This window comes from Paenibacillus sp. sgz302115 (assembly GCF_056120445.1).
On record NZ_JBVYOK010000002.1, the window covers coordinates 401,010 to 420,531 of the forward strand.

Consider the following 19,522-nt stretch of genomic DNA (forward strand, 5'->3'; position numbering starts at 1 on the left):
TCATATTCCTTCTTGTGTTTGTTCCTACAGGAGCAGACGCAAGGAGGTTTTTTGCTTTTACCAATGGAGTAGAAGGCATGCTGTGGCGGAAAGTTGCATTTCACTGCTTTTTCTTCTACTTTTAATAGAAAGGGGATACAAGGAAGGAGTTTTACAGCTTGGGTAATGGAAAACTAACTATCTCTGTCATGAAGGAGCAGGAAGCACGGGAAATCGTGAAGTGGGAATATGATCCGCCTTATTCTATCTATAATATGACGGACGATTCAGAGAGCATTCAGGAATTAATGGATGGTTCATATTTTTCAGCAACAGCTCAGGAGGGGGAACTGATTGGATTTTTCTGTTACGGGAGGAATGCTCAGGTTCCGGGAGGAATCAGGCAAGGATTATACATAGGGGATGGTGTGCTTGATATCGGCGTGGGTCTCAGACCGGAGCTTACGGGAAAGGGGAGGGGCCTCGATTTTTTGCAGGCGGGATTGAAATTCGGTCAACAGAAGTATGCCCCGGCCACATTTAGATTGAGTGTTGCATCTTTTAATCACAGAGCCATTTCATTGTATCAAAAAGCAGGGTTCCGGCAAACGGCTGCCTTCATCAATAAGTATGGAGAAACTGAGCAGGAATTCTTCTTAATGGAGAAAAGCTGACTTATCTGCCCGACTGGAGAATATGGGTGCAACTCTGATAAAATAGGAATAAGAGAAGCACCAACAAAATCCAAGATTGATCCGGCAAAGGCGCTAAGCAGGGCGGGCATCATACCAAAGGAGACTTTATTGTGAATGAGAAACTGAAGCAAGCCTATGAAAGGTTAGGGCTTTCTGAAACCGTAACCCGAGAGGAACTCGACAAGCGTTTTGATCTGCTGCTGAAACGGCGCCGTTCGCTGAAGAGTGAAACGGAAGTAGCAGCCTATGAAGAAGAGTTCCAGGCAATCAAACTTATTCTGGATTCAAGAGATCAGCAGGAAATTCAGGAGGCAGAGGACCAGCGGCTGGCCAAATACGGTAGTCTTGCCGGTGGAGCACGGAAATGGGAGCGCTTTATGCGGCTCTACAAGACACATGTCATTATCGGCATCATCGCCGTCATTGTGCTCATTGCCGGCGGCAATGCGCTGTATAACAATTGGCAGCATAGAAAATACTTGGCTTCGTTGCCCCCGATAGACGCGAAGATCATGTTCATCGGCAATTTCGGGGTGAAGGACCCGAACGGCAAGACGGATGATCTGAACAAGGCGATTCTTGCAGAATACCCGCAGTGGAAACGGGTGGACAGCAGCATTGTCTACCTTCCCAAGACAGGGGCGGGCGCAGATACGCTCGATATGAACTATATGCAAAAGGCAGTCGTCGAGCTGGCAGCGAATTCGCCGGATATTATCATTTTGGATGAAGCGACCCTTGAATGGATCGGCGGACAGGACGGGTTTCAGAATCTCGAGCCGATTTTGAAGGATGGCAAGATTTCAAGCAGCGATGCCCGTTTGAAGTGGGGAACAGACGGTGAGAGCGGCCAGAAAGAGCTGTACGCCGTGGACATTACGGACTCGAAGTTTGTGTCTGGTTTGCCTATCAACCGTAATACTCAGTCTGTCGAGATCGGAGTTCTGGGCGGGGAAGAGCAGAAGGTTAAGATGTTTGATTTCGTAAAACATGTTGCCGAGGAGGCAGCAGGAAAGTAAAAAATGGCGGAACGGAGGGCAATGCCTCTTCGTCCCGCCATTTTTTGATAGTGCTTACTGCTCCAAGCGGTAGCCGCCGTGGAACACAGGGCCGACATATTGGTTGAAGGCATAGCCGCTGCGAATCGCTGCGGAGACAAAATCCTTCGCCTTGGCTACGGCTTCATGTACAGAAAGGCCATTAGCCAATCCGCCTGTGATGGCAGCGGCAAAGGTGCAGCCTGCTCCGTGGTTGTAGGCCGGTTCGATTTTGGCTGTTTCCAGAACGGTGTATTCGGAGCCGTCGAAGAACACGTCAATGGCCTTATCACCGCCGAGCGCTTTGCCGCCCTTTACGACAACATTTTGCGTGCCGAGCAGATGGATCAGTCGCGCGGCTTCCTTCATTTCTTCAATTGAGGAGAGCTTGCCCAGCCCGGAAAGCACGCCTGCTTCGAACAAGTTAGGGGTGACCACAGTGGCCAGCGGCAGCAGCAGATCGCGGATTGCATTGGCACTCTCGGGATTCAGTACTTCGTCTTCCCCTTTGCAGACCATGACCGGATCAATGACAACATTGGTCTGCTTATTGTCTTTAATCGCTTTTTCCGCGACATGGACGATATCTACGCTGCCCAGCATGCCGGTCTTCATAGCATCGACAGGTCCACCGGCGAACACGGTTTTCAGCTGCTCCGCTACAATCGCCGCATCAATCGGATAGACGTTATGATGCCAGCCGTTATCCGGGTCCATCGTTACGATAGTAGTTAAAGCGCTGAACCCATAGGTGCCATACTCTTCAAAAGTTTTCAGATCAGCCTGGATGCCGGCGCCTCCGCTGGAGTCACTTCCGGCAATCGTTAAGGTTTTGATGATTTTTGACAAAGTGAACGTCCCCTTCTTTGTATATAAATAGATATTGCCTGATTCGAAAGGAATCATTTTAAACACTACGATATTATAACAAAAATCACTGCCGCCGTCCGCAAAATAACCCCATAAAGTGAAGACATCGCTTAGACGGCTATTTGATTCCGCTGCATTTATCATGTGAATAGGCCTGCGCGCATCATTGGATATGCCGCAGGCCTTCAATATGTTCCTTCTGATTATCCCCGTTATTTCTGATTTCAGTGGCTATGTAGAGCCTGTCCTGGGCTGTCTAGCAGCAGATGGGGTTCGGTGCTGCGGAGGAAATCCAGCACTTTGTCAAAGATTATGCGGTGACCTTCCTTATTCGGGTGGATACCGTCACGGCAAATAAACTGCGTGTAGTCCGGATGCTGGAGAAATGCGCCCCGGACATCAATGATCTTGGTTCTGGTGGTCTCAGCGACCTTGATAATGGTGGAGTTATATCTTTCCTGCCACCAGTAAATTTTGGTCACACTGCCGAGAAACTTCATAATGTTGACTTCCGAGGCCGGATTATTTCCGCTGACCCACTTGAAATAGTTGTCCGCATTCAGCGGAGGAAGACTCATCAGAATAGGGGTTATCCCCTGGTTCTTCAGGAAATCAATCATATCGAGCAGCATGCGTTCGAATGCCGGAAACGCGGTCTTCGGATTATGCTCTGCCTCCGGGTCATTCGCAATCTCTTTCCAGTGGAAATCACAGTCATTTCCCCCGTATTCAATCAGCACCACATCCGGCTTCTCTTTCAGCACATCGCGCTTAAGATTGCCGAAGCCCTTGAGCAGTGTGTTGCCGAATCTTGCTGTGTTGCGCAGCGCCCCTTTCAGCTTCCCTTGCAGCAAAGAGACATAGTTATCCTCCAGAATGACATATTTGCTTCTGGCTTCGTCATAGACCACGCCTTTGGAAATGGAGTCGCCACTGACCATATATTTAAGCCCAAGCTCCGCATTTACCGAATGTTCTTCGTTCATATGCATTGCTTCACCTCCAATATCTGTATTGTACTTTATTTTAGTGTAAACCTTCACGATGGCATTGCCTATGTATAAATGTCACGGTTATATCTACTGTTTGTTCAGTAGATGGTTATATAAGTTAAACTATAGATTTTCATATGGGGGGGGTCGTAACTGCGGGGAATGTTTGGACTTCCGGCCGCTGTTATGTTTGGATTTCCTGATTTAAACTGCTGGTCGCAGTAGAAATCCAAACATAAAGGCGGACGCTATCGCTCCTCCAATTCCAAACTTCCCCTCCGCTACTTCTGCCCTTTTCATGTTTTTTTAAGTTCAAGTTATATTAAGTTGAACAAGAATGTGAGATATAACTAACAGCTTCGCAGTGATATTATGTAGGAATAGACACTCAAATATACAGGCAGAGGAGGAAATAGAATGAGTGAGATTATCACGGAATGTATGAGAAGACTGGATCAATCGCTGGGTTATTTGGAGCTGGCTGTCGGGAGGCTGCCGGAAGAGAAGGTGTGGTTTCGTCCCAGGGAGAAGATGAATGCAATCGGCAATCTGTGCCTGCATCTGGCCGGCAATGAATACCAGCATTTGGCCAGCGCCATTGGCAATCGGTCAGCAGAGAGGGATAGACCTGCGGAGTTCCTGACCAGGGGAGGGTATACGGCAGAGGAGCTGCTGGAACAGCTAAGACAGGTGAGAGCAGAGAGCTGGTCCGTAGTCCGTAACCTGACTGCAGGAGATTTGGAGCGGGTGGTTACTGTGCATTATCCGGAGAGTTCGGGCGTTGAAAGCTACAATTGGAGCATCCAAAAGATTCTGATCGGTACGGCAGAGCACTACTCTTACCATACCGGTCAGATTGTATATGCCGCTAAATGGCTGCAGGAAGAAGATGTTCATTTACTGAACTGGAAGCACTACAACTAATTGCTGCACAGGCTTTTCATCAGGGCAACTGTCTCTTTGACATCAGGACCGGTAATATCCTCAAGCGATACGTCGATCATCGGCTTGTGGGCTTGAAGCTTCTTCAGGAAGTCGGCGGTGTGGAACAGTCCCTGGCCGGCTTTACCGTGACGGAACCCGTTTCCTTCAGCATAGATGCCCTTAAGGTGTGCCAGAATGATCCGTTCACCGAACAGGCTGAAGGCATCGTCAACAATTTCGTCCTGTAAGTGAACCTGATCTCCGATCAAGTTGCATGGATCGAATACCACACCGATGGAGCTGGAAGGTACTTCATCCAGAATGCGGCGCATTTTTGCCGGGGTGGACAGAGTATGGGTGCTGACGCCCTCAAGACCCAGAAGAACGCCCCATTTCTCGGCTTCTTCAGCTAATTCCTCAACTGTGGCCCTGAGCGTGTCCCAACCGAGTTCTTCATACCGGGAAGGCTCAAGCTCTTTATAGGTAGTCAAATTCCCGGTCTCTGTTGCCACCATCGGCGCACCGAATTGCCGGGCATAACGCAAATGCTCCTTGAATCGCTTAATCTCCTGCCGGCGGACCGCCGGGTCGGGATGAATAGGATTGATGTAGCAGCCGAGCACACCGATGCGGATGCCTGCTTTGTCAAACTGCTCACCGATATAGTTAGCCAAGCCGGGACTGAGCTTGCCGGTTGAGGTGTCAATATCCTGTATAGCTTTGGACAAGGCGAGTTGTACGAAGTCAATTCCGTAGTCCTGAAGAGCGGCAGTCAGCTCTTTAAGCGGTAAACAGCCTGCGGTGTGTGCTAAGGTTCCGTAACGAATAATGAACATCTCCTTTTGAAATCTATGGATTTGTATTAATATTAATAGCGCTTACAATGATATGCAATGATAAAGAGCTTAAGACATAGGAGTGTGTGAGATGAATACGATTGAGCTGCGCAAGCAGGAGCTTCAGAACTGCCGTCCGGAACCCACATTGGATATGGAGACGGTCAACAATTACTGGGATAGCATTCTTGAGGAATATGGGAACAGACCCCTGGAATGGGTTTCTGTTCCCGAAGTTACGCCGTATCCGGGAATGCAGGTGAGCAAAATCAGCTTCAAGGGCTTTGATGAAACCACAGTCCATGCCTGGTATATCCAGCCCTCACTCCCTGCGTCCGGCGGAGAGCTGCGGCCTTGTATTGTGACCTTCCCTGGTTACACCGGAGACAGGGGATACCCTGAAAGATACGCCTCCTGGGTGCTGCTCGGGTATGCTGTTCTGGCTGTAGATGTGCGGGGACAGCTTGGCGAGACCGGCAACCGGCTGCCTCACGAAAGCGGTGTAACCCGGGGCTGGATTACCCAGGGGCTTCTGGACAAGGAACGTTCCTATTACATGGCTGTAGCGATAGATACTGTTCGGGCTATAGATACCGCTGCGGAGCTTCCGGGAGTGGACCCATCGCGTATCGCCGTCACCGGCGCCAGCCAGGGCGGGGGGCTTGCGCTGCTGGCCGGCGCACTGAATCCGCGTGTCGCAGTGGTTGCCGCCGATATCCCCAATCTCTGCCGGCTGGACTTTGGCGTGCTGAATTCAAACAGCTCGCTAACGGAGATCGCCGACTACGTGAAACGCTATCCGGAGCATCTGGAGCAGGTGCTGCATAATCTTGCCTATTTTGATATCGTGAATCTGGCCCCTCGTATTACAGTTCCTGTATTGATGTCTGTCGGCTGGAAGGATACGGTGTGTATGCCTGAAACGGTCTATGCCGCATATAACCGCATTGAGTCGCCCAAGCTGATGCTGGATTACCCTTTTTCCGGGCATGAGGTCAGTGAGTACCATCAGCGGCAGAAGGTGCTGTTCCTGCAGAGACATTTGGAATCAGCCGGGCACTAGCTTAGTGGCGGTCAAGTTGTGATTTTGGCATAAGCGGCAAAGAACAGCGCCAGCTCTCCAATGATGAGCACATTCGATACATGGACCACCATATTCAGAATGTAAAAGAAGGCCAGCACCGCTGTCAGCAGCGCTAAATGGAGGACTCCAAGTCTTTGCTGCTTGTGCCTGTAAATATGGAACACCCAGGTTGTGGAAGCAAAATAGAGTAGAACGGCACCGAAGATAAGATTGACCATCAGTTCATAGTGAAGCTGATTTAGAAACAACAGTTGGATCGCAGCGGCAAGCATGCAGAGTGACAAAAAGATGAACAGATGGCCGTAGATAATCGTCTGCCCGGCGGTTTGGATGTTTTTGTCCACCTTTTTCTCCAGGTTGTCATAATACTGCCACCACATCGCGATGATCAGGACGAAGGTTAGGGCTGCGAATCCCACAGACTGCCAGGTCCACGAGCTGGACTGCAGCACGGCAAGGATGCTGACAACGGATTCCCCAAGCAGAATCAGCGCGAACAAAGAGAAACGTTCCAGCAGATGGTGTGTATTAGTTGGAGATTTCACCAGGATTTTTCTGCCGGTCAGCGGAATCGTAATGTCCAAGGCAATCCCGGCGTACAGCACCGCATATCGGACCCAGGAATCAAAGAACAGGGAGCAAGCGGAGATCGCGAGGCCGATCCAGAAGCGTGTGCCTAGATAATGGGCGGTGGCCCGCATGTGTCCGGTTTCTTTGGCGTGCACGTAATGATATTGAACTGCAGTCATAGCCCGAAGCCCGAGATACCCGATCAGAAATGAATAATAATTGGCATCAAAATCCACAGACAGACTGGCGGTCATGATCAGCACAAAAAACAATTGGACGATCAGAAATATCCGGTGCGAAACAATATCCTGTCCAAAGCGGTTGACAAAAAGCGTCTGACCGACCCAGGCCCACCAAATGGGGATGAAAATCAGCACAAATTTGCCCAGTGTCTGGAGGGAAATGGCCCAGTCTTCCACGTGCAGCAGCACATGGCTTGCTTTGGAAACTGCGGCTACAAAGAGCAAATCATAAAAGAGCTCCAGCCAGGTTACTTTTTTTACAATCATATGCCATACCCCTTTGCCATTAGATGATTTCAAGCCTATAGTTTGTTTACCCAGAGCAGCCGGGGTTATATGATATAATAAAGGTTATTTTCTGTTTACCGCAAGACATTTATAAGTTTTTGGGGAGGGATTGCAGGGTGGAGAAGGGCGGAGAGAGTCTTCCGGCAGAAACCGTTGTAGAGAATTTTAAATACAGTAAACAGAATGAAGAGCTGGTGAAAAAGAGCTTCTGGAGCAAAACCAAGAAATTTGCCGGGAAAATACCTTTTACCAAAGATGCCGTGGCAATGTATTACTGTGCGGTTGACGCCAAAACCCCGCTCTGGGCGAAAGGCATTGCCTTCGGAGCGCTGGCCTATTTCATTTCTCCAATCGACGCCATTCCAGATGCGCTGATCGGCCTGGGGTTCACGGATGACGCGGCTATTATTGCCGCAGGCGTAAGAGCGATAGCCGGTCAGGTGACCGATGAGCACCGGCAGAAGTCGGAGGCATTTTTCGGGCAGGAGCAATAAGGATATCTATAAAAAAGGTGCAGCATGTGCTACACCATACATTTTCCGCTATAGGGCAGCTTTCCTTGGAAGGCTGTTTTTTTGTATATCTTATATTTGTGGGGACAAGGAGGCCGGCTCCTCCTGGGGCTGGCGAAGCTGGTTCTGCTTATATTCCTCCCCCCAGTCCCTCATCAGCTTAATGATGGGAATTAGCGTCTTGCCGAACTCGGTTAGTGAATATTCAACCTTTGGAGGGACCTGCTGGTAGACCTCGCGGTGGATCACCCCATCCTCTTCCAGCTCGCGGAGCTGCAAAGTCAGCATGCGCTGGGTAATTCCCGGACAGATCCGGCGGAATTCATTGAACCGTTTTTTGTCCTCCATCAAGTGGTATAAAAGCACACCCTTCCATTTGCCGCCGATCACGTCGAGCGTGAACTCTACGGGACATGCCGTTCCCATGCCCTCCGGGCATTCGCCAAATCCGCCTTTTCTATTACGCATAACAGCCAAACTCCTTCAGTATCAATTTGTATACTACATTACATTAATGTGCGTACTTCAAAATCCTGCATATATACTCTAATATTAAGCACGTAAGCACGGCACAGTCAAACCAAATGATGAGTGTGAATGAAAGGGAGTATGGATATGGAAACCACAGCAGCAAAAAATGAAATTTTGGCGGCTTATCAGTTCAGACATGCCACTAAAGAATTCGACGCCAGCCGCAAGATCAGCAGCGAGGACTTTCAGTTTATTCTGGAAACCGGACGGCTGTCACCAAGCTCCTTCGGGTTTGAGCCTTGGCGGTTTGTGGTGGTGCAGAATCCGCAGATCCGCGAGAAGCTGCGTCCGTTTGCCTGGGGAGCGCAAAAGCAACTGCCGACAGCAAGCCACTTCGTGCTGATTCTCTCCAGATTGCCTAAGGATATGGCCGCCGAATCGGAATACATTCAGGGGATGATGAAGGATGTGCAGGACCTGCCGACCGAGGTTGCCGAGGGTAGACGAAACATGTACGCTGCCTTCCTGAAATCGGATTTCGGACTGGATGGCAATGAGCGGGCGATGTTCGAGTGGGGCGCACGCCAGACTTATCTGGCTCTTGGCAATATGATGACTGCCGCCGCCCAGATTGGGATTGATTCCTGCCCGATTGAAGGCTTCAATAAACAGCAAATCGAAGAGATACTGGCTGCGGAAGGCATTATGGACCCTGAGCATTTCGGAATTGCCTGCATGGTGGCCTTCGGTTACCGTATCAATGAGCCGCGCGGCAAAACACGGCGCAGTGCTGATCAGGTTGTACAGTGGGTTTAAGGCAGCCAGAGATAACTGTATGATGAAGGAAGATTATTGAAAAAACGGCTCTGCTGGCAGCGGCGTTGTGGAAACACACCGAGCTTGCCGGCAGAGCCGTTTTTGTGTGAATGCAGAAAATACATAAAAGCTTCGAAAAAGAATTGAAAACTTGCTGAAAATTCTGCTAGTCTATATAAGATGAACTTAAAAAAATCATAAAAAGGTAGAAGTACGGAGGGGAAGTTTGGAACTGGAGGAGCGAACGCGTCCGCCTTTGTCTCCGGATTTCATCCGCTAAGAGCGGTATAAATCAAGAAATTTGGAGACAACAGCGGCCGGAAGTCCAAACATTCCCCGTAGTAACGACCAAACCCCAATATGAAAATCTAAAGTTCAACTTATCAATAGAAGAGTCAGTATTTTTACTAGAATTGTTATTTCAAGATTGAAGGGATTCCTGCAGCATGAAAATCATTCGTATCATTGCCGAAGTTGGCGTACTGTACGCATTCTATCTTGCCGGAGAATATCTGCAAAAGCTGCTGCATCTTCCGATTCCGGGCAGCATTGTCGGGCTTCTGCTGCTCTTTATTTTATTGCTGCTGAAGATTGTACCGGTGAAGCTGATTGAGAACGGCTCTAACTTCATTCTCGCTTATCTTCCAATGTTCTTCATTCCGGCGACCGCCGGAATTATGAATCACCTGGATATATTCAGCGGCAGAGGGCTGCTGCTGATTGGTATATTGGTGGTAAGCAGTGTGCTGACTATGGTTGTGACGGCCCATTCGAGTGAATGGATCGCCAGCCGCAGTGCAGGGCGCAATGCAGAACGCAGTGACCACGCCAAAGCAAACGTCCTGCCCGGGAAGGGGACCGAAGCATGAGAATCCTGCTTGCTGTAGGTTTCGTTCTGATGAATGTTGCCATCTATCTGTTCATGTCCATGCTGTACAGACGGTTTCGTCTGCCTGTGCTTTTGCCGGCGCTGACCGCGACCTTTACCGTAGTGGTTCTGCTGCTCGGCTTCGATATTTCTTATGACACCTACATGATCGGCGGCGAATGGATCAACCGTCTGCTGGGGCCGGCAGTGGTGTCGCTTGCGTATCCGCTGTACAAACAGCGCCATGTGCTGTGGCAGAACCTGCCCGCTATCCTCGGAGGCACGGTCACCGGGCTGCTCGTCGGGATGTTCAGCGGGCTGCTGCTGGCGGCCGGACTTGGTTTTTCTAAAATGTACGTGCTCTCGATATTGCCCAAATCCATTACCACTGCTGTGGCGATCCAGATTTCCAGCAACCTTGGGGGCAACTCGTCTCTGACTTCTGTATTCGTAATGGTTGCCGGATTCACTGGAGCGATTGGCGGGCCTTATATTATCAAGCTGTTCAGAATCCGCAGTGAATCCGGCATTGGCATTGGTCTGGGAACTGCCTCTCACGCCCTTGGCACAGCCAAAGCGCTGGAATACGGCGAACGGTCCGTCTCTATGAGCTCCGTGGCAATGACAGTCTGCGCCATCGTGGGTTCCATTGTCGGTCCAATCGTCGCCTGGATCATGTACCACTAAATCAGCTTAGTTCTCCACCCGCAGCCGGATAACATTCCAGGACGCTTTGGACAACAGAGCGGTGATGAGGCCACCCTCTGCTGAAGCTGTTCCGCGGTTGTGCGGGAGGACTGCCCCCGGGTTGGACTTAGTGTTTGCTGCCTGAAGATCTTCATGATCCATGACGGTATGCTGAATGACGGTAGTTTTCCCGAAGCTGCGCAGATCCAGGGAAAGCTCCATCCCTTCGCTTAAATGACGGTTTACCGCAAAGACGGTGATCTCGCTAAGCTCCTCGTTATATACGCTCACTGCTTCCAGGTAAGGAACATCGGTGAAATCCTTGGAATCATATTTCGGGCTGGAAATGAGTGGATGCAGCACTGTTCCCCGGCCATAAAGCGAAGCATGCATGTAAGGGTAGTAAGTGGTCTGGAGCCACAATGGACCGCCATTCTCAGTCATAATCGGCGCAATGGTGTTGATCAGCTGGGCAAGACAAGCCATCTTCACCCGGTCCGCGTGCTTCAGCAGGCTGATCAGGCAGCAGCCCACAACCAGCGCATCCTCCATATTGTAGACATCCTCGAATTCCGGCGGCGCAATCTGCCAATGTGTGTCCATACGGCTTGACCCCTGCGACTTCCACACATTCCACTCATCCAGAGACAGATAGATTTTCTTTTTGCTCTTCTTTTTGGCTTTGATATAATCGCAAATCGCTGCCACACTGTCGATGAACTGGTCCAAATCCAGTGATTTGGCTAGAAAGTTAGGAGTGTCTCCCACGTTGTTGTTGTAGTAGGTATGCAGAGACAGGAAATCTACATTGTCATAAGTCAAATCCAGTACGGTAGCTTCCCATTCGGCAAAAGTGCTCATGTCGCTGCCCGAGCTTCCGCATGCGACCAGCTCCAGTGACGGGTCAACCCAGCGCATCGCTTTGGCGGTTTCATTGGCAAGCCGTCCGTATTCTACAGCGGTTTTGGCTCCGATCTGCCACGGGCCGTCCATCTCATTGCCCAGGCACCAGGTCTTGAATTTATGCGGAGCCTCTACGCCGTGGGATCTCCGCAGGTCACTCCAGTAAGAGCCGGAGGGGTGGTTGCAATATTCGACCAGATTTCTGGCGGCATCAATGCCGCGTGTTCCAAGATTGACTGCCATCATAACCTCTGAACCGGCCAGCTTGGCCCATTCAGCGAACTCGTTCGTGCCTACCTGATTCGTTTCTGTCGTCCACCAGGCTAATTCCAGAGTGCGCTTGCGTTCCGACTGAGGGCCGACGCCGTCTTCCCAGTTATAGCCGGAGACAAAATTGCCGCCGGGATAGCGGATGATTGGAACATTCAGTGCCCGCACTGCTTCAAGAACGTCTTTGCGGAATCCGTTCTCATCAGCCGTAGGATGCCCGGGTTCATATATTCCACCATACACAGCCCGGCCCAAATGCTCAATGAATGAACCGTATAGTCGAGGGTCCACCTCGGCCAGCTTGAAGTCCTTGTCAACAATCATGGATGCTTTAATAGTCATAGAAGAGTCGCTCCTTTGATGAATTAATATATATCCTAATTGAACACTTCGTTTTCTGATTACATCATACGAATCATCTGCTATACTTAGCAATATAAAAATTGAGAATTAATATAATTACTAATTCTTATGAATCTGGAGGATGCAGATGTACTTAACAACGGATGCGGAGTCGCTTAAGGTGTATGAAGCTTTGGCCAGTGAGGTCAGGCTGAGGATAATTGATCTGCTTAGCGAGCGGGAGATGCATATTAAGGAGCTTGCCTCCAGCCTCTATCTGAGCAGCGCCATCGTCAGCTCTCATGTCGCCAAGCTGCAGAGGGCCGGTATCGTCAGCTCGCAAATGAGAAGAATTGATGGCGGAACCTATAAATACTGTTCGTTATCCGCCAATTTTTTGCAGATCAAGCTCTCAGGTTCACATGGCATTTCCAGAAAAGTAGTCGAGGTATCCGTGCCGGTCGGACAATATACGGACCTGCAGGCCTCACCTACCTGCGGGATAGCCACAACAGAGAAGCTGATCGGCTACTATGATGATCCGCGCTATTTTCTGGACCCGGAGCGGGTGGATGCCGGGATTCTCTGGTTTGCCAAAGGTTATGTTGAATACAAGGTGCCCAATTATCTTTTCAAGGATCAGACGGTTCAGGAGATCGAGGTCTCCATGGAGATTGGGTCGGAAGCCCCGAGTGTGAATGAGAAATGGCCTTCAGATATCGCGTTTACCTTGAACGGGGTCGAGTTGGGGAAGTGGACAAGCCCTGGTGACTTTGGCGTAATGAGAGGGCGCTTGACCCCGGCCTGGCTGGATTCAGATGTGAATCAGTACGGCCTGCTCAAGGTACTGCGGATTAACAGCGGCGGAACGTATATTGACGGACAGCAGATTTCAGCGGTAACTCTGGACGATGTGGGCTGGCAGCAGGACCAGTGGAGCTTCCGTTTCACAGCAGAGGACACCACCCGCAGACGGGGCGGATTGACCTTGTTCGGCCGCGGTTTTGGCAATTATGAGCAGGACATTGTTTTTAGGGTATATTATTGTTAAAAAATGATGTGATTATAAGCCGAAATCCATAACCTCTGCGAAGGATGTTTGCAAAGCAGGCTGGCGGGCAACTCTAACTATGTAACCTATAACCTGCATAGCGCGCAAAAAGGAGGATTTCACATGGCAGATCATATCGGGAACGAAGCGGACATCCGCAACAAGCCAAATAAAGCCGGAGATTCGCTCGCAGAACGCAAAAAGATGGAGAATGGCGTAGACGTTGAGCCGGAGGCTGACGACTGGGTATCCAAACCGGCGGAATCCGCCCATCCAGACCCGCTTCCCAAGAATTAGAGCTGTATTTGCAGGCTGGCAGACTATCCTTTGGGTAGTCTGTTTTTGCGTCTGGCAGCGTATCAGGAGCCTATTCAAAATTCCAATTAAACGTAAGAAATCTCTATTAGACAGCGTTTGGAATCGGGGATTAAAGTTAATAAAACCTGTTGCCCAAAGGCTTGAAAGGAGAATGCCGAATGAAATTTGCATTATTTAGTCTTATAGCGAATACTCCTAACGCAGTGACAGGAGAAGTGCTTACCACGCAGCAGAAGTTTCAAAATGTGCTGAATCAGGCTGTGCTGGCCGAGAAGCTTGCCTTTGACGCTTATGGCGTAGGCGAGAGGCATGGGGCTCCCTTCCTGTCCTCGTCGCCTCCGCTGGTGCTGACCGCCATCGCCGCCAGAACCTCCCGCATCCGCTTGATCACTACGGTAACCGTATTGAGTGTCCTTGATCCGGTACGGGTAGCCGAAGATTATGCGACACTTGACCATATTTCCGGGGGGCGGCTGGAGATGATCATCGGCAAAGGCAATGATCCCCGGCATTATCCGCTCTTTGGCATAACCGAGGAGGAACAATGGGAATCGCTGGCCGAGCGCTACCGGCTGCTTAAGCGGCTCTGGACAGAGGAAAATGTAACCTGGGAGGGACGCTACCGCCCGGCTCTGCACAACGTCACTACGCAGCCAAGACCTTTTCAGAGCTTCATTCCGGTATGGCACGGCAGCGCATCGAGTCTGCTGTCTACAGAGCTGGCTGCCAGATACGGCGAACCCCTTTTCTCCTCCAATAGCTTCCATCCACAGGCCAAATATAAGGCGCTAATTGATCATTATCGCGAGCGCTTAGCGTTCTACGGCCATGATCCGAAGAGTGCGGTTGTTGGCTCCGGAGCCGGCAGCTTGTATTTGGCGGATACCACCGAGGAGGCTGTGAGGCGTTATCGTCCCTACTACAATGCGTTTCAAGCAACGGATTCAGCCAAGCATAATCAATCGCCCTTCAGGGATCTGGAGGATAATATTGCAAATGGTCCTGCACTTGTCGGTAGCGCGGAGTCCGTGATTGAGAAAATATTGGATTACCACAAGGCCTTTGGCCATGAAGTGTTGAGCATCAGCGTGGACGGTCTGACAGAGGCGGAGCAGCGTGAGCAGTTGGAGCGTTTTGCGGCAGAGGTTATTCCGGTGCTTAAACGGGAAATTCCGAGCAGGGTCTGGGAGAGCAAGCCGCTGACCGTTCCTCAAATTGTGCATTAACTGATTCATTTCCATGGCTTTCCATGTTGAGAACGGTTTAGCAATTATTGTATACTTGAGCCACGTACAACCTGATCATGCCGTCATTTTCCAGTTCATTGCAGATTTCACAGGTCTCAAGCAATCCATATTGCGGGGAGGAATCCTAGATGCGAAGTCGGAATGAGAACGGCCGGTACCGGCACAAACGAGGTGACGCTCTGGTGGGCAACCTTGAGAAAAAGTACGGCTCGGACTTTGGCGTACGCAGCGACATGAAGCTGGAAACGCTGAGGAAGCAGCATGACGGCCAGTCGTTGACGCAACTGCTCAAGGAACAGCAGAATAAAAGCTAATATACGGGAAGCGCTGCTACAGGCTCCCAGGATTATGGCATAACCTGCGGGTTATGTTTTTTTTGCTGGTCAATAGAATTCATGTCCTGCACAAAGGGCAACCAATAATTTCCTTCATAGTTTCCGCCCAAACTAGACATACTAGCTCCCAATAATACCTGTTGTAAAAGATTAGCAGGAGGGGGCGGAACAAAATTTCAATCACAGGGTTGCTTTCGCTGGGACATCACACTGCTGTGGGTGTGGCGGGAGAATATTTCTTTTACTTTATGCTGTACTCTTTTCTTGGATGGGTGCTGGAGGGCAGCTACAACCTGTACAGCGTGGGAACCTTCCGGAAGGAAGGGTTTCTGAAAGGACCGTTCAAGCCGATGTACGGCTTCGCCCCGCTGCTGCTGCTGGGTGCCAAGGATCTGGGGCTTCCATTTCCGCTTATCGTGGCGCTTGCCTTAATCATTCCTTCCGCCGTTGAGTATGCCAGCGGATGGCTGCTGAAGGCGGCATTTCACAAGCAATGGTGGAATTATTCAGAGCTGCCTTATCAGATGCAGGGTCATATCTGCCTTAAGTTCTCTTTGTACTGGTGGGGACTGGCGCTTGTCTGCATTTATGGCCTGCATCCGTTCATAGAAATGCTGTATCAGCAGGTAGAGCCGTTGTGGCTGCTAATGCTGCCGCTGGTGGCGCTGATATTCACGGCCGACCTGCTCTGGACTTGCCGGACCCGGCGGCGGGGCCTGAAGGGGCTGGAGCTGCGGGAAGGTTAGGGCTAGAACGAGTACTTTAGAAGGCTAGAGCGAGTATTTTAGATGAAAGAGCATACGGTAGATCAAGGGACATCTTCAGGCCAATGAGCCGGGGATGTCTCTTTGTTATTTTTGGCGGACAAGGGATAGATGCTGATAATGTCAAATATAGTGAGAGGAGTTGACGCAAAGCAGGCATCCCGGGAGGAATTATGAGAGGGTTTTGGAAGAAAAGCACTGTTGTCATTATTCTGGAAGCATTCATTATTGGCCTATTGGCGGGTCTGCTGGTGCTGGCAGCCAATAAGGATGAAGCCAGGGATCAGCCGGATTTGATCACGCATTTCGATCAGACCGATTTGGAGAGAATCAAAGAAATGATTGCGAGATTTGGCGGCGGCAGAGGCGATAATCTAACCATACTTCAGTGGGGAGTTGACAGCGGGCCGTTCATTCATGACTTATACAGTGACGGCAGAGTGATCCGCTGGACGGTGGACAATACCAGAGACGGCATGTCCTCCAACACGGGAAAGACCGAATATGTCTGTAGGGCAATGATGCTTGATGAGACAGTAGAATTTTACAGTGTTGAGTTGTCCAATTGCGAAGGTTACGCGAAGGATGAGACAATCAGCTTGATTTCGTTCCGTAAGGACGCGCTATAAGATCGTTGAAAAGTGCTGCATTACTACAAAAAAACAGGAGGGTGTCATGCCAATATCCGAATATTACCGCGGGCTGCGGGAGAAGGTTGGTAGTGAGGTGCTGATGGTGCCGTCTGTGGCGGCGGTGATCAGGAATGAGGAGGGCGGGATTCTCCTGCTTCGCAATGCTGGGGAACAGCTATGGGGACTTCCCGCTGGCGCAATTGAACCGGGGGAGAAGCCGTCACGGGCGCTGCGCCGGGAGGTTTTTGAAGAGACAGGCCTGATGGTGAATCCGAAGCGGATTATCGGGGTGTTCGGCGGAGAGAAGTATGCTTACGAGTACAGCAATGGCGACCGGGTGCAATATACAGTTATTGTGTTTGCATGCACTATTGTCAAAGGAACCCCACGGAGCATGGACGGTGAGGCGGAGGAATTCAGGTTTTTTGACAAAGAGGAGCTGCCGGAGCTTACAATCCCGTATCCCCGGGAGATTTTTATGCAGGATTCCGATACGGACCCGGCGATCTTCGAGTAAACTTAACACCACGATATGGGAGCGACCAACATGAGAGCCAAAATGATATATTGCTGCGCTGTGCTCATAGCCATCGTCCTGGGTCTCAGCTCTAGAGCTTTCGGAGACCGGCTGCCGCCATTTGTCGCAAGCCATTTAGGGGACGCGCTATGGGCGGCGATGGTTTATTTTGCCTTCAGGGTGCTGCTCACCCGCCGGGCTTTGGGGCTGTCGCTTGTGCTGAGTCTGAGCTTCAGCTATGGCATTGAGTTCAGCCAACTCTATCAAGGGGACTGGATCAACGGGCTGCGCTCTACTGTAGCGGGAGGGCTGATCCTGGGAAAAGGTTTTTTGTGGATCGACCTGCTCCGCTATACAGTGGGGATAGAGCTTGCTTATGGTCTGGACCGCGGTTGCCTATCCAAAATAAGGAACTAATGGAGCTGGAATTGCTTAAAGGCATTAGGAATACACAATTCTATAAATCTTACAAAATTGCTTCTGGATTATACAGGTCAAAGAATATATATTAAGTGAGGTGATCTGCAGTTTGTAAGAAAATGGATGATTGAAGCTGCATATCTCAAATGCTGCCTGACTTGGAGATGAATGCGCTAATGACAATGACAAACAGTTTAATCGTAGTGTGCCTGCTGACGATGATTATTCATACGGCCGAGACGTTATCATATTCAGTACGTTTTGCCGGAGTGAGGCTGAACAAGATCGCTATTGCTTTATCGCTGACCGGAATTATCGTGCTGGTGTCGAGAACGGCAAATATGGTGCAGGCACCGCTGACGGCGAAATTTGTGGACTTTGCCAAAACAGACGCCAGCTTCCCGCTGCTCAACTATTTGCGGATCATTATGCTGTCCTCGTCCTTGGGGACTTTAATTGCCATTGCTGTGTTTCCCACCTTTGTAGGCCTGTTCGGAAGAATCATCTCCAAGCTGGAGATTGAAGGCTCCATACCCAAGCTGCTGACCAGCGTAACTATCGGCCAGCTTAAGAATACCCGCAAGTATATCCGTAAACCCAGATTGAAGCTGCACAGCTTCCGGTACCTGGGTATTCCGAAACGGTTCATTGTAATGAACATCTTCGTTACCGGGTTCTACACGGTAGGTGTATTGTCCTCGCTCTATGCGGCGCACTTAATGCCTCAGTTCAGCACGACCGCCTCACAGGCGTCAGGGATGATTAACGGGGTAGCTACGATACTGCTAACCGTCTTCATTGACCCGCAGCTTGGAGTGATTACTCACAAAGCCACTGAAAATGCGGAATACCGTGACCAGCTCGGCAAAATATATGTCCTGTTAATGGGTTCCCGTTTTTTGGGGACATTGCTGGGCCAGCTCGTGCTTGTCCCTGCAGCATATGCAATCTGCTGGCTGGTGCAGTTGATCTGAAGATTACATACATACAGAAGTTACCTGGATTGAAACGGGGTATCAAGCCATGGCAGCAGAAGCTTTATTTCGGTAGTTTGGATTCTGCCGCCCGGAGAGCCAGCGTGATCTTCTGCTCCCAGCTATAGCTCATCTGCCCCAGGGTGCGGATCTCGCCCATCTTGGCATATGACAATTTCATCGCGGCAGCCGCAGCAATGGCATCACCGGCTTGAACCGCAGCTTTATAGCGTTTGTCGGCCTTCGCACGTTCGGTCTGTGCAGCGCTGACCAGTTTGTTCTGGGCGGTTATCTGCTTCTTAAGACTCGTTATGGGAGCCAGCGCATCCTTGGCAGGTTTTGTCTTGGCTGCGGCTGCGGCGCGTGCTGCAGCCAGCAGGGTGTTCTTCGTCTTCACCTCGGCCCGGGCTGCGGCTGCAGCCGCCTTCAGTCTATTGCGCTTGATCTCCAGCAGGGTTGCGGATTTCAGATTACCCGCTTTGCGGGCAGCAGCAATCTGCTTGCCAAGCGACCCATATTCCTCAAGAAGCGGAGCATGCTTGTTCTTCATGGCTGCGGCCTCCGCCTTCAACCGGGTCAGCAGGGAAGCATCCGTTGCCTGCAGCTTCAGGTTGATTGCGGCAAGATCCGCATTGTTCTGCTTGCGGAGCGCCCCCGTCCGCAGGTTCTCGGACTTCAGGGTATTCTGCAGAACGGTATAATCGTTGTAAAGGGCATGGATATCATCCAGTGCGGAATCCCAGTCTGCTGCGGCTGCTGCTTGAGGTGCATGTCCTGCCCATAATGCCAGCAGAAGCAGCCACATTAGCCATCTGCTGTAAAAGCTTGTGCAACACAGCCTTGCTGAAATTTTTCTTACCCCTGTACGTTTATTCATT

The 19,522-nt window shown here is 50.5% G+C and carries 24 protein-coding genes; 17 read left to right on the forward strand and 7 right to left on the reverse strand.

Annotated features, from left to right (window positions below; genetic code table 11):
• The first annotated feature begins 158 nt into the window (after positions 1-158).
• Positions 159-653, forward strand: coding sequence for a GNAT family N-acetyltransferase (locus AC0LWN_RS07335; RefSeq protein WP_474663911.1), 495 nt, complete (start codon positions 159-161; stop codon positions 651-653).
• A gap of 131 nt (positions 654-784) precedes the next feature.
• On the forward strand, positions 785-1,693 hold the full coding sequence (locus AC0LWN_RS07340; RefSeq protein ID WP_474663912.1) for a hypothetical protein: 909 nt from the start codon (positions 785-787) through the stop codon (positions 1,691-1,693).
• 54 nt (positions 1,694-1,747) lie between these two features.
• On the opposite strand, the gene thiD is transcribed toward AC0LWN_RS07340, so the two are convergent.
• Both thiD and AC0LWN_RS07350 read right to left on the reverse strand, forming a co-directional pair.
• On the reverse strand, positions 1,748-2,560 hold the full coding sequence (gene thiD / locus AC0LWN_RS07345; RefSeq protein WP_474664158.1) for a bifunctional hydroxymethylpyrimidine kinase/phosphomethylpyrimidine kinase: 813 nt from the start codon (positions 2,558-2,560) through the stop codon (positions 1,748-1,750).
• A gap of 245 nt (positions 2,561-2,805) precedes the next feature.
• Positions 2,806-3,573, reverse strand: a complete 768-nt coding sequence (locus AC0LWN_RS07350) for an SGNH/GDSL hydrolase family protein (protein WP_474663913.1) — start codon at positions 3,571-3,573, stop codon at positions 2,806-2,808.
• 417 nt (positions 3,574-3,990) lie between these two features.
• Between AC0LWN_RS07350 and AC0LWN_RS07355 the strand changes: the two genes are divergently transcribed.
• Complete coding sequence (locus AC0LWN_RS07355) at positions 3,991-4,497, forward strand: DinB family protein (protein WP_474663914.1); 507 nt, start codon at positions 3,991-3,993, stop codon at positions 4,495-4,497.
• Here AC0LWN_RS07355 and AC0LWN_RS07360 read toward each other — a convergent pair.
• The gene (locus tag AC0LWN_RS07360; RefSeq protein WP_474663915.1) at positions 4,494-5,333 is read right to left on the reverse strand and encodes a sugar phosphate isomerase/epimerase family protein; all 840 of its coding nucleotides are present in this window, start codon (positions 5,331-5,333) and stop codon (positions 4,494-4,496) included. The two genes, AC0LWN_RS07355 and AC0LWN_RS07360, sit on opposite strands and share 4 nt — an antisense overlap.
• Positions 5,334-5,424: 91 nt before the next feature.
• On the opposite strand from AC0LWN_RS07360, the gene AC0LWN_RS07365 reads away from it, so the two are divergent.
• Positions 5,425-6,396, forward strand: a complete 972-nt coding sequence (locus AC0LWN_RS07365; RefSeq protein WP_474663916.1) for an acetylxylan esterase — start codon at positions 5,425-5,427, stop codon at positions 6,394-6,396.
• 11 nt (positions 6,397-6,407) lie between these two features.
• On the opposite strand, the gene AC0LWN_RS07370 is transcribed toward AC0LWN_RS07365, so the two are convergent.
• Complete coding sequence (locus AC0LWN_RS07370; RefSeq protein WP_474663917.1) at positions 6,408-7,496, reverse strand: low temperature requirement protein A; 1,089 nt, start codon at positions 7,494-7,496, stop codon at positions 6,408-6,410.
• A 137-nt stretch (positions 7,497-7,633) separates the two neighbouring features.
• On the opposite strand from AC0LWN_RS07370, the gene AC0LWN_RS07375 reads away from it, so the two are divergent.
• Entirely contained in the window at positions 7,634-8,011 is a 378-nt protein-coding gene (locus AC0LWN_RS07375; protein WP_474663918.1) for a YkvA family protein, read from the forward strand.
• A gap of 90 nt (positions 8,012-8,101) precedes the next feature.
• Here AC0LWN_RS07375 and AC0LWN_RS07380 read toward each other — a convergent pair whose 3' ends face one another.
• Complete coding sequence (locus tag AC0LWN_RS07380; RefSeq protein WP_474663919.1) at positions 8,102-8,497, reverse strand: winged helix-turn-helix transcriptional regulator; 396 nt, start codon at positions 8,495-8,497, stop codon at positions 8,102-8,104.
• Between the two features lie 147 nt (positions 8,498-8,644).
• Between AC0LWN_RS07380 and AC0LWN_RS07385 the strand changes: the two genes are divergently transcribed.
• From AC0LWN_RS07385 to AC0LWN_RS07395, 3 genes are all read left to right on the forward strand, one after another.
• Positions 8,645-9,316 carry an NAD(P)H-dependent oxidoreductase gene (locus AC0LWN_RS07385; RefSeq protein WP_474663920.1) on the forward strand — a complete coding sequence of 224 codons (672 nt, stop codon included), beginning with the start codon at positions 8,645-8,647 and terminating at the stop codon, positions 9,314-9,316.
• 446 nt (positions 9,317-9,762) lie between these two features.
• A complete protein-coding gene (locus AC0LWN_RS07390) occupies positions 9,763-10,185 on the forward strand; it encodes a CidA/LrgA family protein (RefSeq protein ID WP_474663921.1) in 423 nt (140 codons plus the stop codon).
• On the forward strand, positions 10,182-10,871 hold the full coding sequence (locus AC0LWN_RS07395) for an LrgB family protein (protein ID WP_458963343.1): 690 nt from the start codon (positions 10,182-10,184) through the stop codon (positions 10,869-10,871). Before AC0LWN_RS07390 ends, AC0LWN_RS07395 begins: the two co-directional genes overlap by 4 nt.
• 6 nt (positions 10,872-10,877) lie before the next feature.
• Here AC0LWN_RS07395 and arfA read toward each other — a convergent pair whose 3' ends face one another.
• Positions 10,878-12,386, reverse strand: coding sequence for an arabinosylfuranosidase ArfA (arfA, locus tag AC0LWN_RS07400; RefSeq protein WP_474663922.1), 1,509 nt, complete (start codon positions 12,384-12,386; stop codon positions 10,878-10,880).
• 148 nt (positions 12,387-12,534) lie between these two features.
• Between arfA and AC0LWN_RS07405 the strand changes: the two genes are divergently transcribed.
• From AC0LWN_RS07405 to AC0LWN_RS07445, 9 genes are all read left to right on the forward strand, one after another.
• Positions 12,535-13,437 (forward strand): ArsR/SmtB family transcription factor, encoded by a 903-nt coding sequence (locus tag AC0LWN_RS07405; RefSeq protein ID WP_474663923.1) that lies wholly within the window; start codon positions 12,535-12,537, stop codon positions 13,435-13,437.
• A gap of 123 nt (positions 13,438-13,560) precedes the next feature.
• Positions 13,561-13,734 (forward strand): hypothetical protein, encoded by a 174-nt coding sequence (locus AC0LWN_RS07410; protein ID WP_458963346.1) that lies wholly within the window; start codon positions 13,561-13,563, stop codon positions 13,732-13,734.
• A gap of 179 nt (positions 13,735-13,913) precedes the next feature.
• The gene (locus AC0LWN_RS07415) at positions 13,914-14,981 is read left to right on the forward strand and encodes an LLM class flavin-dependent oxidoreductase (RefSeq protein WP_474663924.1); all 1,068 of its coding nucleotides are present in this window, start codon (positions 13,914-13,916) and stop codon (positions 14,979-14,981) included.
• A 149-nt stretch (positions 14,982-15,130) separates the two neighbouring features.
• The gene (locus tag AC0LWN_RS07420; protein WP_458963348.1) at positions 15,131-15,316 is read left to right on the forward strand and encodes a hypothetical protein; all 186 of its coding nucleotides are present in this window, start codon (positions 15,131-15,133) and stop codon (positions 15,314-15,316) included.
• A gap of 236 nt (positions 15,317-15,552) precedes the next feature.
• A complete protein-coding gene (locus AC0LWN_RS07425) occupies positions 15,553-16,083 on the forward strand; it encodes a putative ABC transporter permease (protein ID WP_474663925.1) in 531 nt (176 codons plus the stop codon).
• Positions 16,084-16,274: 191 nt separating this feature from the next.
• Entirely contained in the window at positions 16,275-16,730 is a 456-nt protein-coding gene (locus tag AC0LWN_RS07430; protein ID WP_474663926.1) for a hypothetical protein, read from the forward strand.
• Positions 16,731-16,776: 46 nt separating this feature from the next.
• A complete protein-coding gene (locus AC0LWN_RS07435) occupies positions 16,777-17,250 on the forward strand; it encodes an NUDIX domain-containing protein (protein WP_474663927.1) in 474 nt (157 codons plus the stop codon).
• 30 nt (positions 17,251-17,280) lie between these two features.
• Complete coding sequence (locus AC0LWN_RS07440; RefSeq protein ID WP_474663928.1) at positions 17,281-17,667, forward strand: ribosomal maturation YjgA family protein; 387 nt, start codon at positions 17,281-17,283, stop codon at positions 17,665-17,667.
• A 185-nt stretch (positions 17,668-17,852) separates the two neighbouring features.
• Positions 17,853-18,644, forward strand: coding sequence for a lipid II flippase Amj family protein (locus AC0LWN_RS07445; RefSeq protein WP_458963435.1), 792 nt, complete (start codon positions 17,853-17,855; stop codon positions 18,642-18,644).
• Positions 18,645-18,708: 64 nt separating this feature from the next.
• On the opposite strand, the gene AC0LWN_RS07450 is transcribed toward AC0LWN_RS07445, so the two are convergent.
• Positions 18,709-19,521, reverse strand: a complete 813-nt coding sequence (locus AC0LWN_RS07450; protein ID WP_474663929.1) for a hypothetical protein — start codon at positions 19,519-19,521, stop codon at positions 18,709-18,711.
• Between the last annotated feature and the right edge of the window lies 1 nt (position 19,522).

What these genes read in the sequence shown, in the direction of transcription:
- AC0LWN_RS07380 (WP_474663919.1), bottom strand. Translation starts at nt 8,497, where the DNA reads ATGCGTAATAGAAAAGGCGGATTTGGCGAATGCCCGGAGGGCATGGGA.
- AC0LWN_RS07440 (WP_474663928.1), top strand. Translation starts at nt 17,281, where the DNA reads ATGAGAGCCAAAATGATATATTGCTGCGCTGTGCTCATAGCCATCGTC.
- AC0LWN_RS07450 (WP_474663929.1), bottom strand. Translation starts at nt 19,521, where the DNA reads ATGAATAAACGTACAGGGGTAAGAAAAATTTCAGCAAGGCTGTGTTGC.
- AC0LWN_RS07360 (WP_474663915.1), bottom strand. Translation starts at nt 5,333, where the DNA reads ATGTTCATTATTCGTTACGGAACCTTAGCACACACCGCAGGCTGTTTA.
- AC0LWN_RS07445 (WP_458963435.1), top strand. Translation starts at nt 17,853, where the DNA reads ATGACAAACAGTTTAATCGTAGTGTGCCTGCTGACGATGATTATTCAT.
- AC0LWN_RS07415 (WP_474663924.1), top strand. Translation starts at nt 13,914, where the DNA reads ATGAAATTTGCATTATTTAGTCTTATAGCGAATACTCCTAACGCAGTG.
- AC0LWN_RS07410 (WP_458963346.1), top strand. Translation starts at nt 13,561, where the DNA reads ATGGCAGATCATATCGGGAACGAAGCGGACATCCGCAACAAGCCAAAT.
- AC0LWN_RS07390 (WP_474663921.1), top strand. Translation starts at nt 9,763, where the DNA reads ATGAAAATCATTCGTATCATTGCCGAAGTTGGCGTACTGTACGCATTC.
- arfA (WP_474663922.1), bottom strand. Translation starts at nt 12,386, where the DNA reads ATGACTATTAAAGCATCCATGATTGTTGACAAGGACTTCAAGCTGGCC.
- AC0LWN_RS07430 (WP_474663926.1), top strand. Translation starts at nt 16,275, where the DNA reads ATGAGAGGGTTTTGGAAGAAAAGCACTGTTGTCATTATTCTGGAAGCA.
- AC0LWN_RS07355 (WP_474663914.1), top strand. Translation starts at nt 3,991, where the DNA reads ATGAGTGAGATTATCACGGAATGTATGAGAAGACTGGATCAATCGCTG.
- AC0LWN_RS07435 (WP_474663927.1), top strand. Translation starts at nt 16,777, where the DNA reads ATGCCAATATCCGAATATTACCGCGGGCTGCGGGAGAAGGTTGGTAGT.
- AC0LWN_RS07385 (WP_474663920.1), top strand. Translation starts at nt 8,645, where the DNA reads ATGGAAACCACAGCAGCAAAAAATGAAATTTTGGCGGCTTATCAGTTC.
- AC0LWN_RS07365 (WP_474663916.1), top strand. Translation starts at nt 5,425, where the DNA reads ATGAATACGATTGAGCTGCGCAAGCAGGAGCTTCAGAACTGCCGTCCG.
- AC0LWN_RS07405 (WP_474663923.1), top strand. Translation starts at nt 12,535, where the DNA reads ATGTACTTAACAACGGATGCGGAGTCGCTTAAGGTGTATGAAGCTTTG.
- AC0LWN_RS07395 (WP_458963343.1), top strand. Translation starts at nt 10,182, where the DNA reads ATGAGAATCCTGCTTGCTGTAGGTTTCGTTCTGATGAATGTTGCCATC.
- AC0LWN_RS07420 (WP_458963348.1), top strand. Translation starts at nt 15,131, where the DNA reads ATGCGAAGTCGGAATGAGAACGGCCGGTACCGGCACAAACGAGGTGAC.
- AC0LWN_RS07350 (WP_474663913.1), bottom strand. Translation starts at nt 3,573, where the DNA reads ATGCATATGAACGAAGAACATTCGGTAAATGCGGAGCTTGGGCTTAAA.
- AC0LWN_RS07370 (WP_474663917.1), bottom strand. Translation starts at nt 7,496, where the DNA reads ATGATTGTAAAAAAAGTAACCTGGCTGGAGCTCTTTTATGATTTGCTC.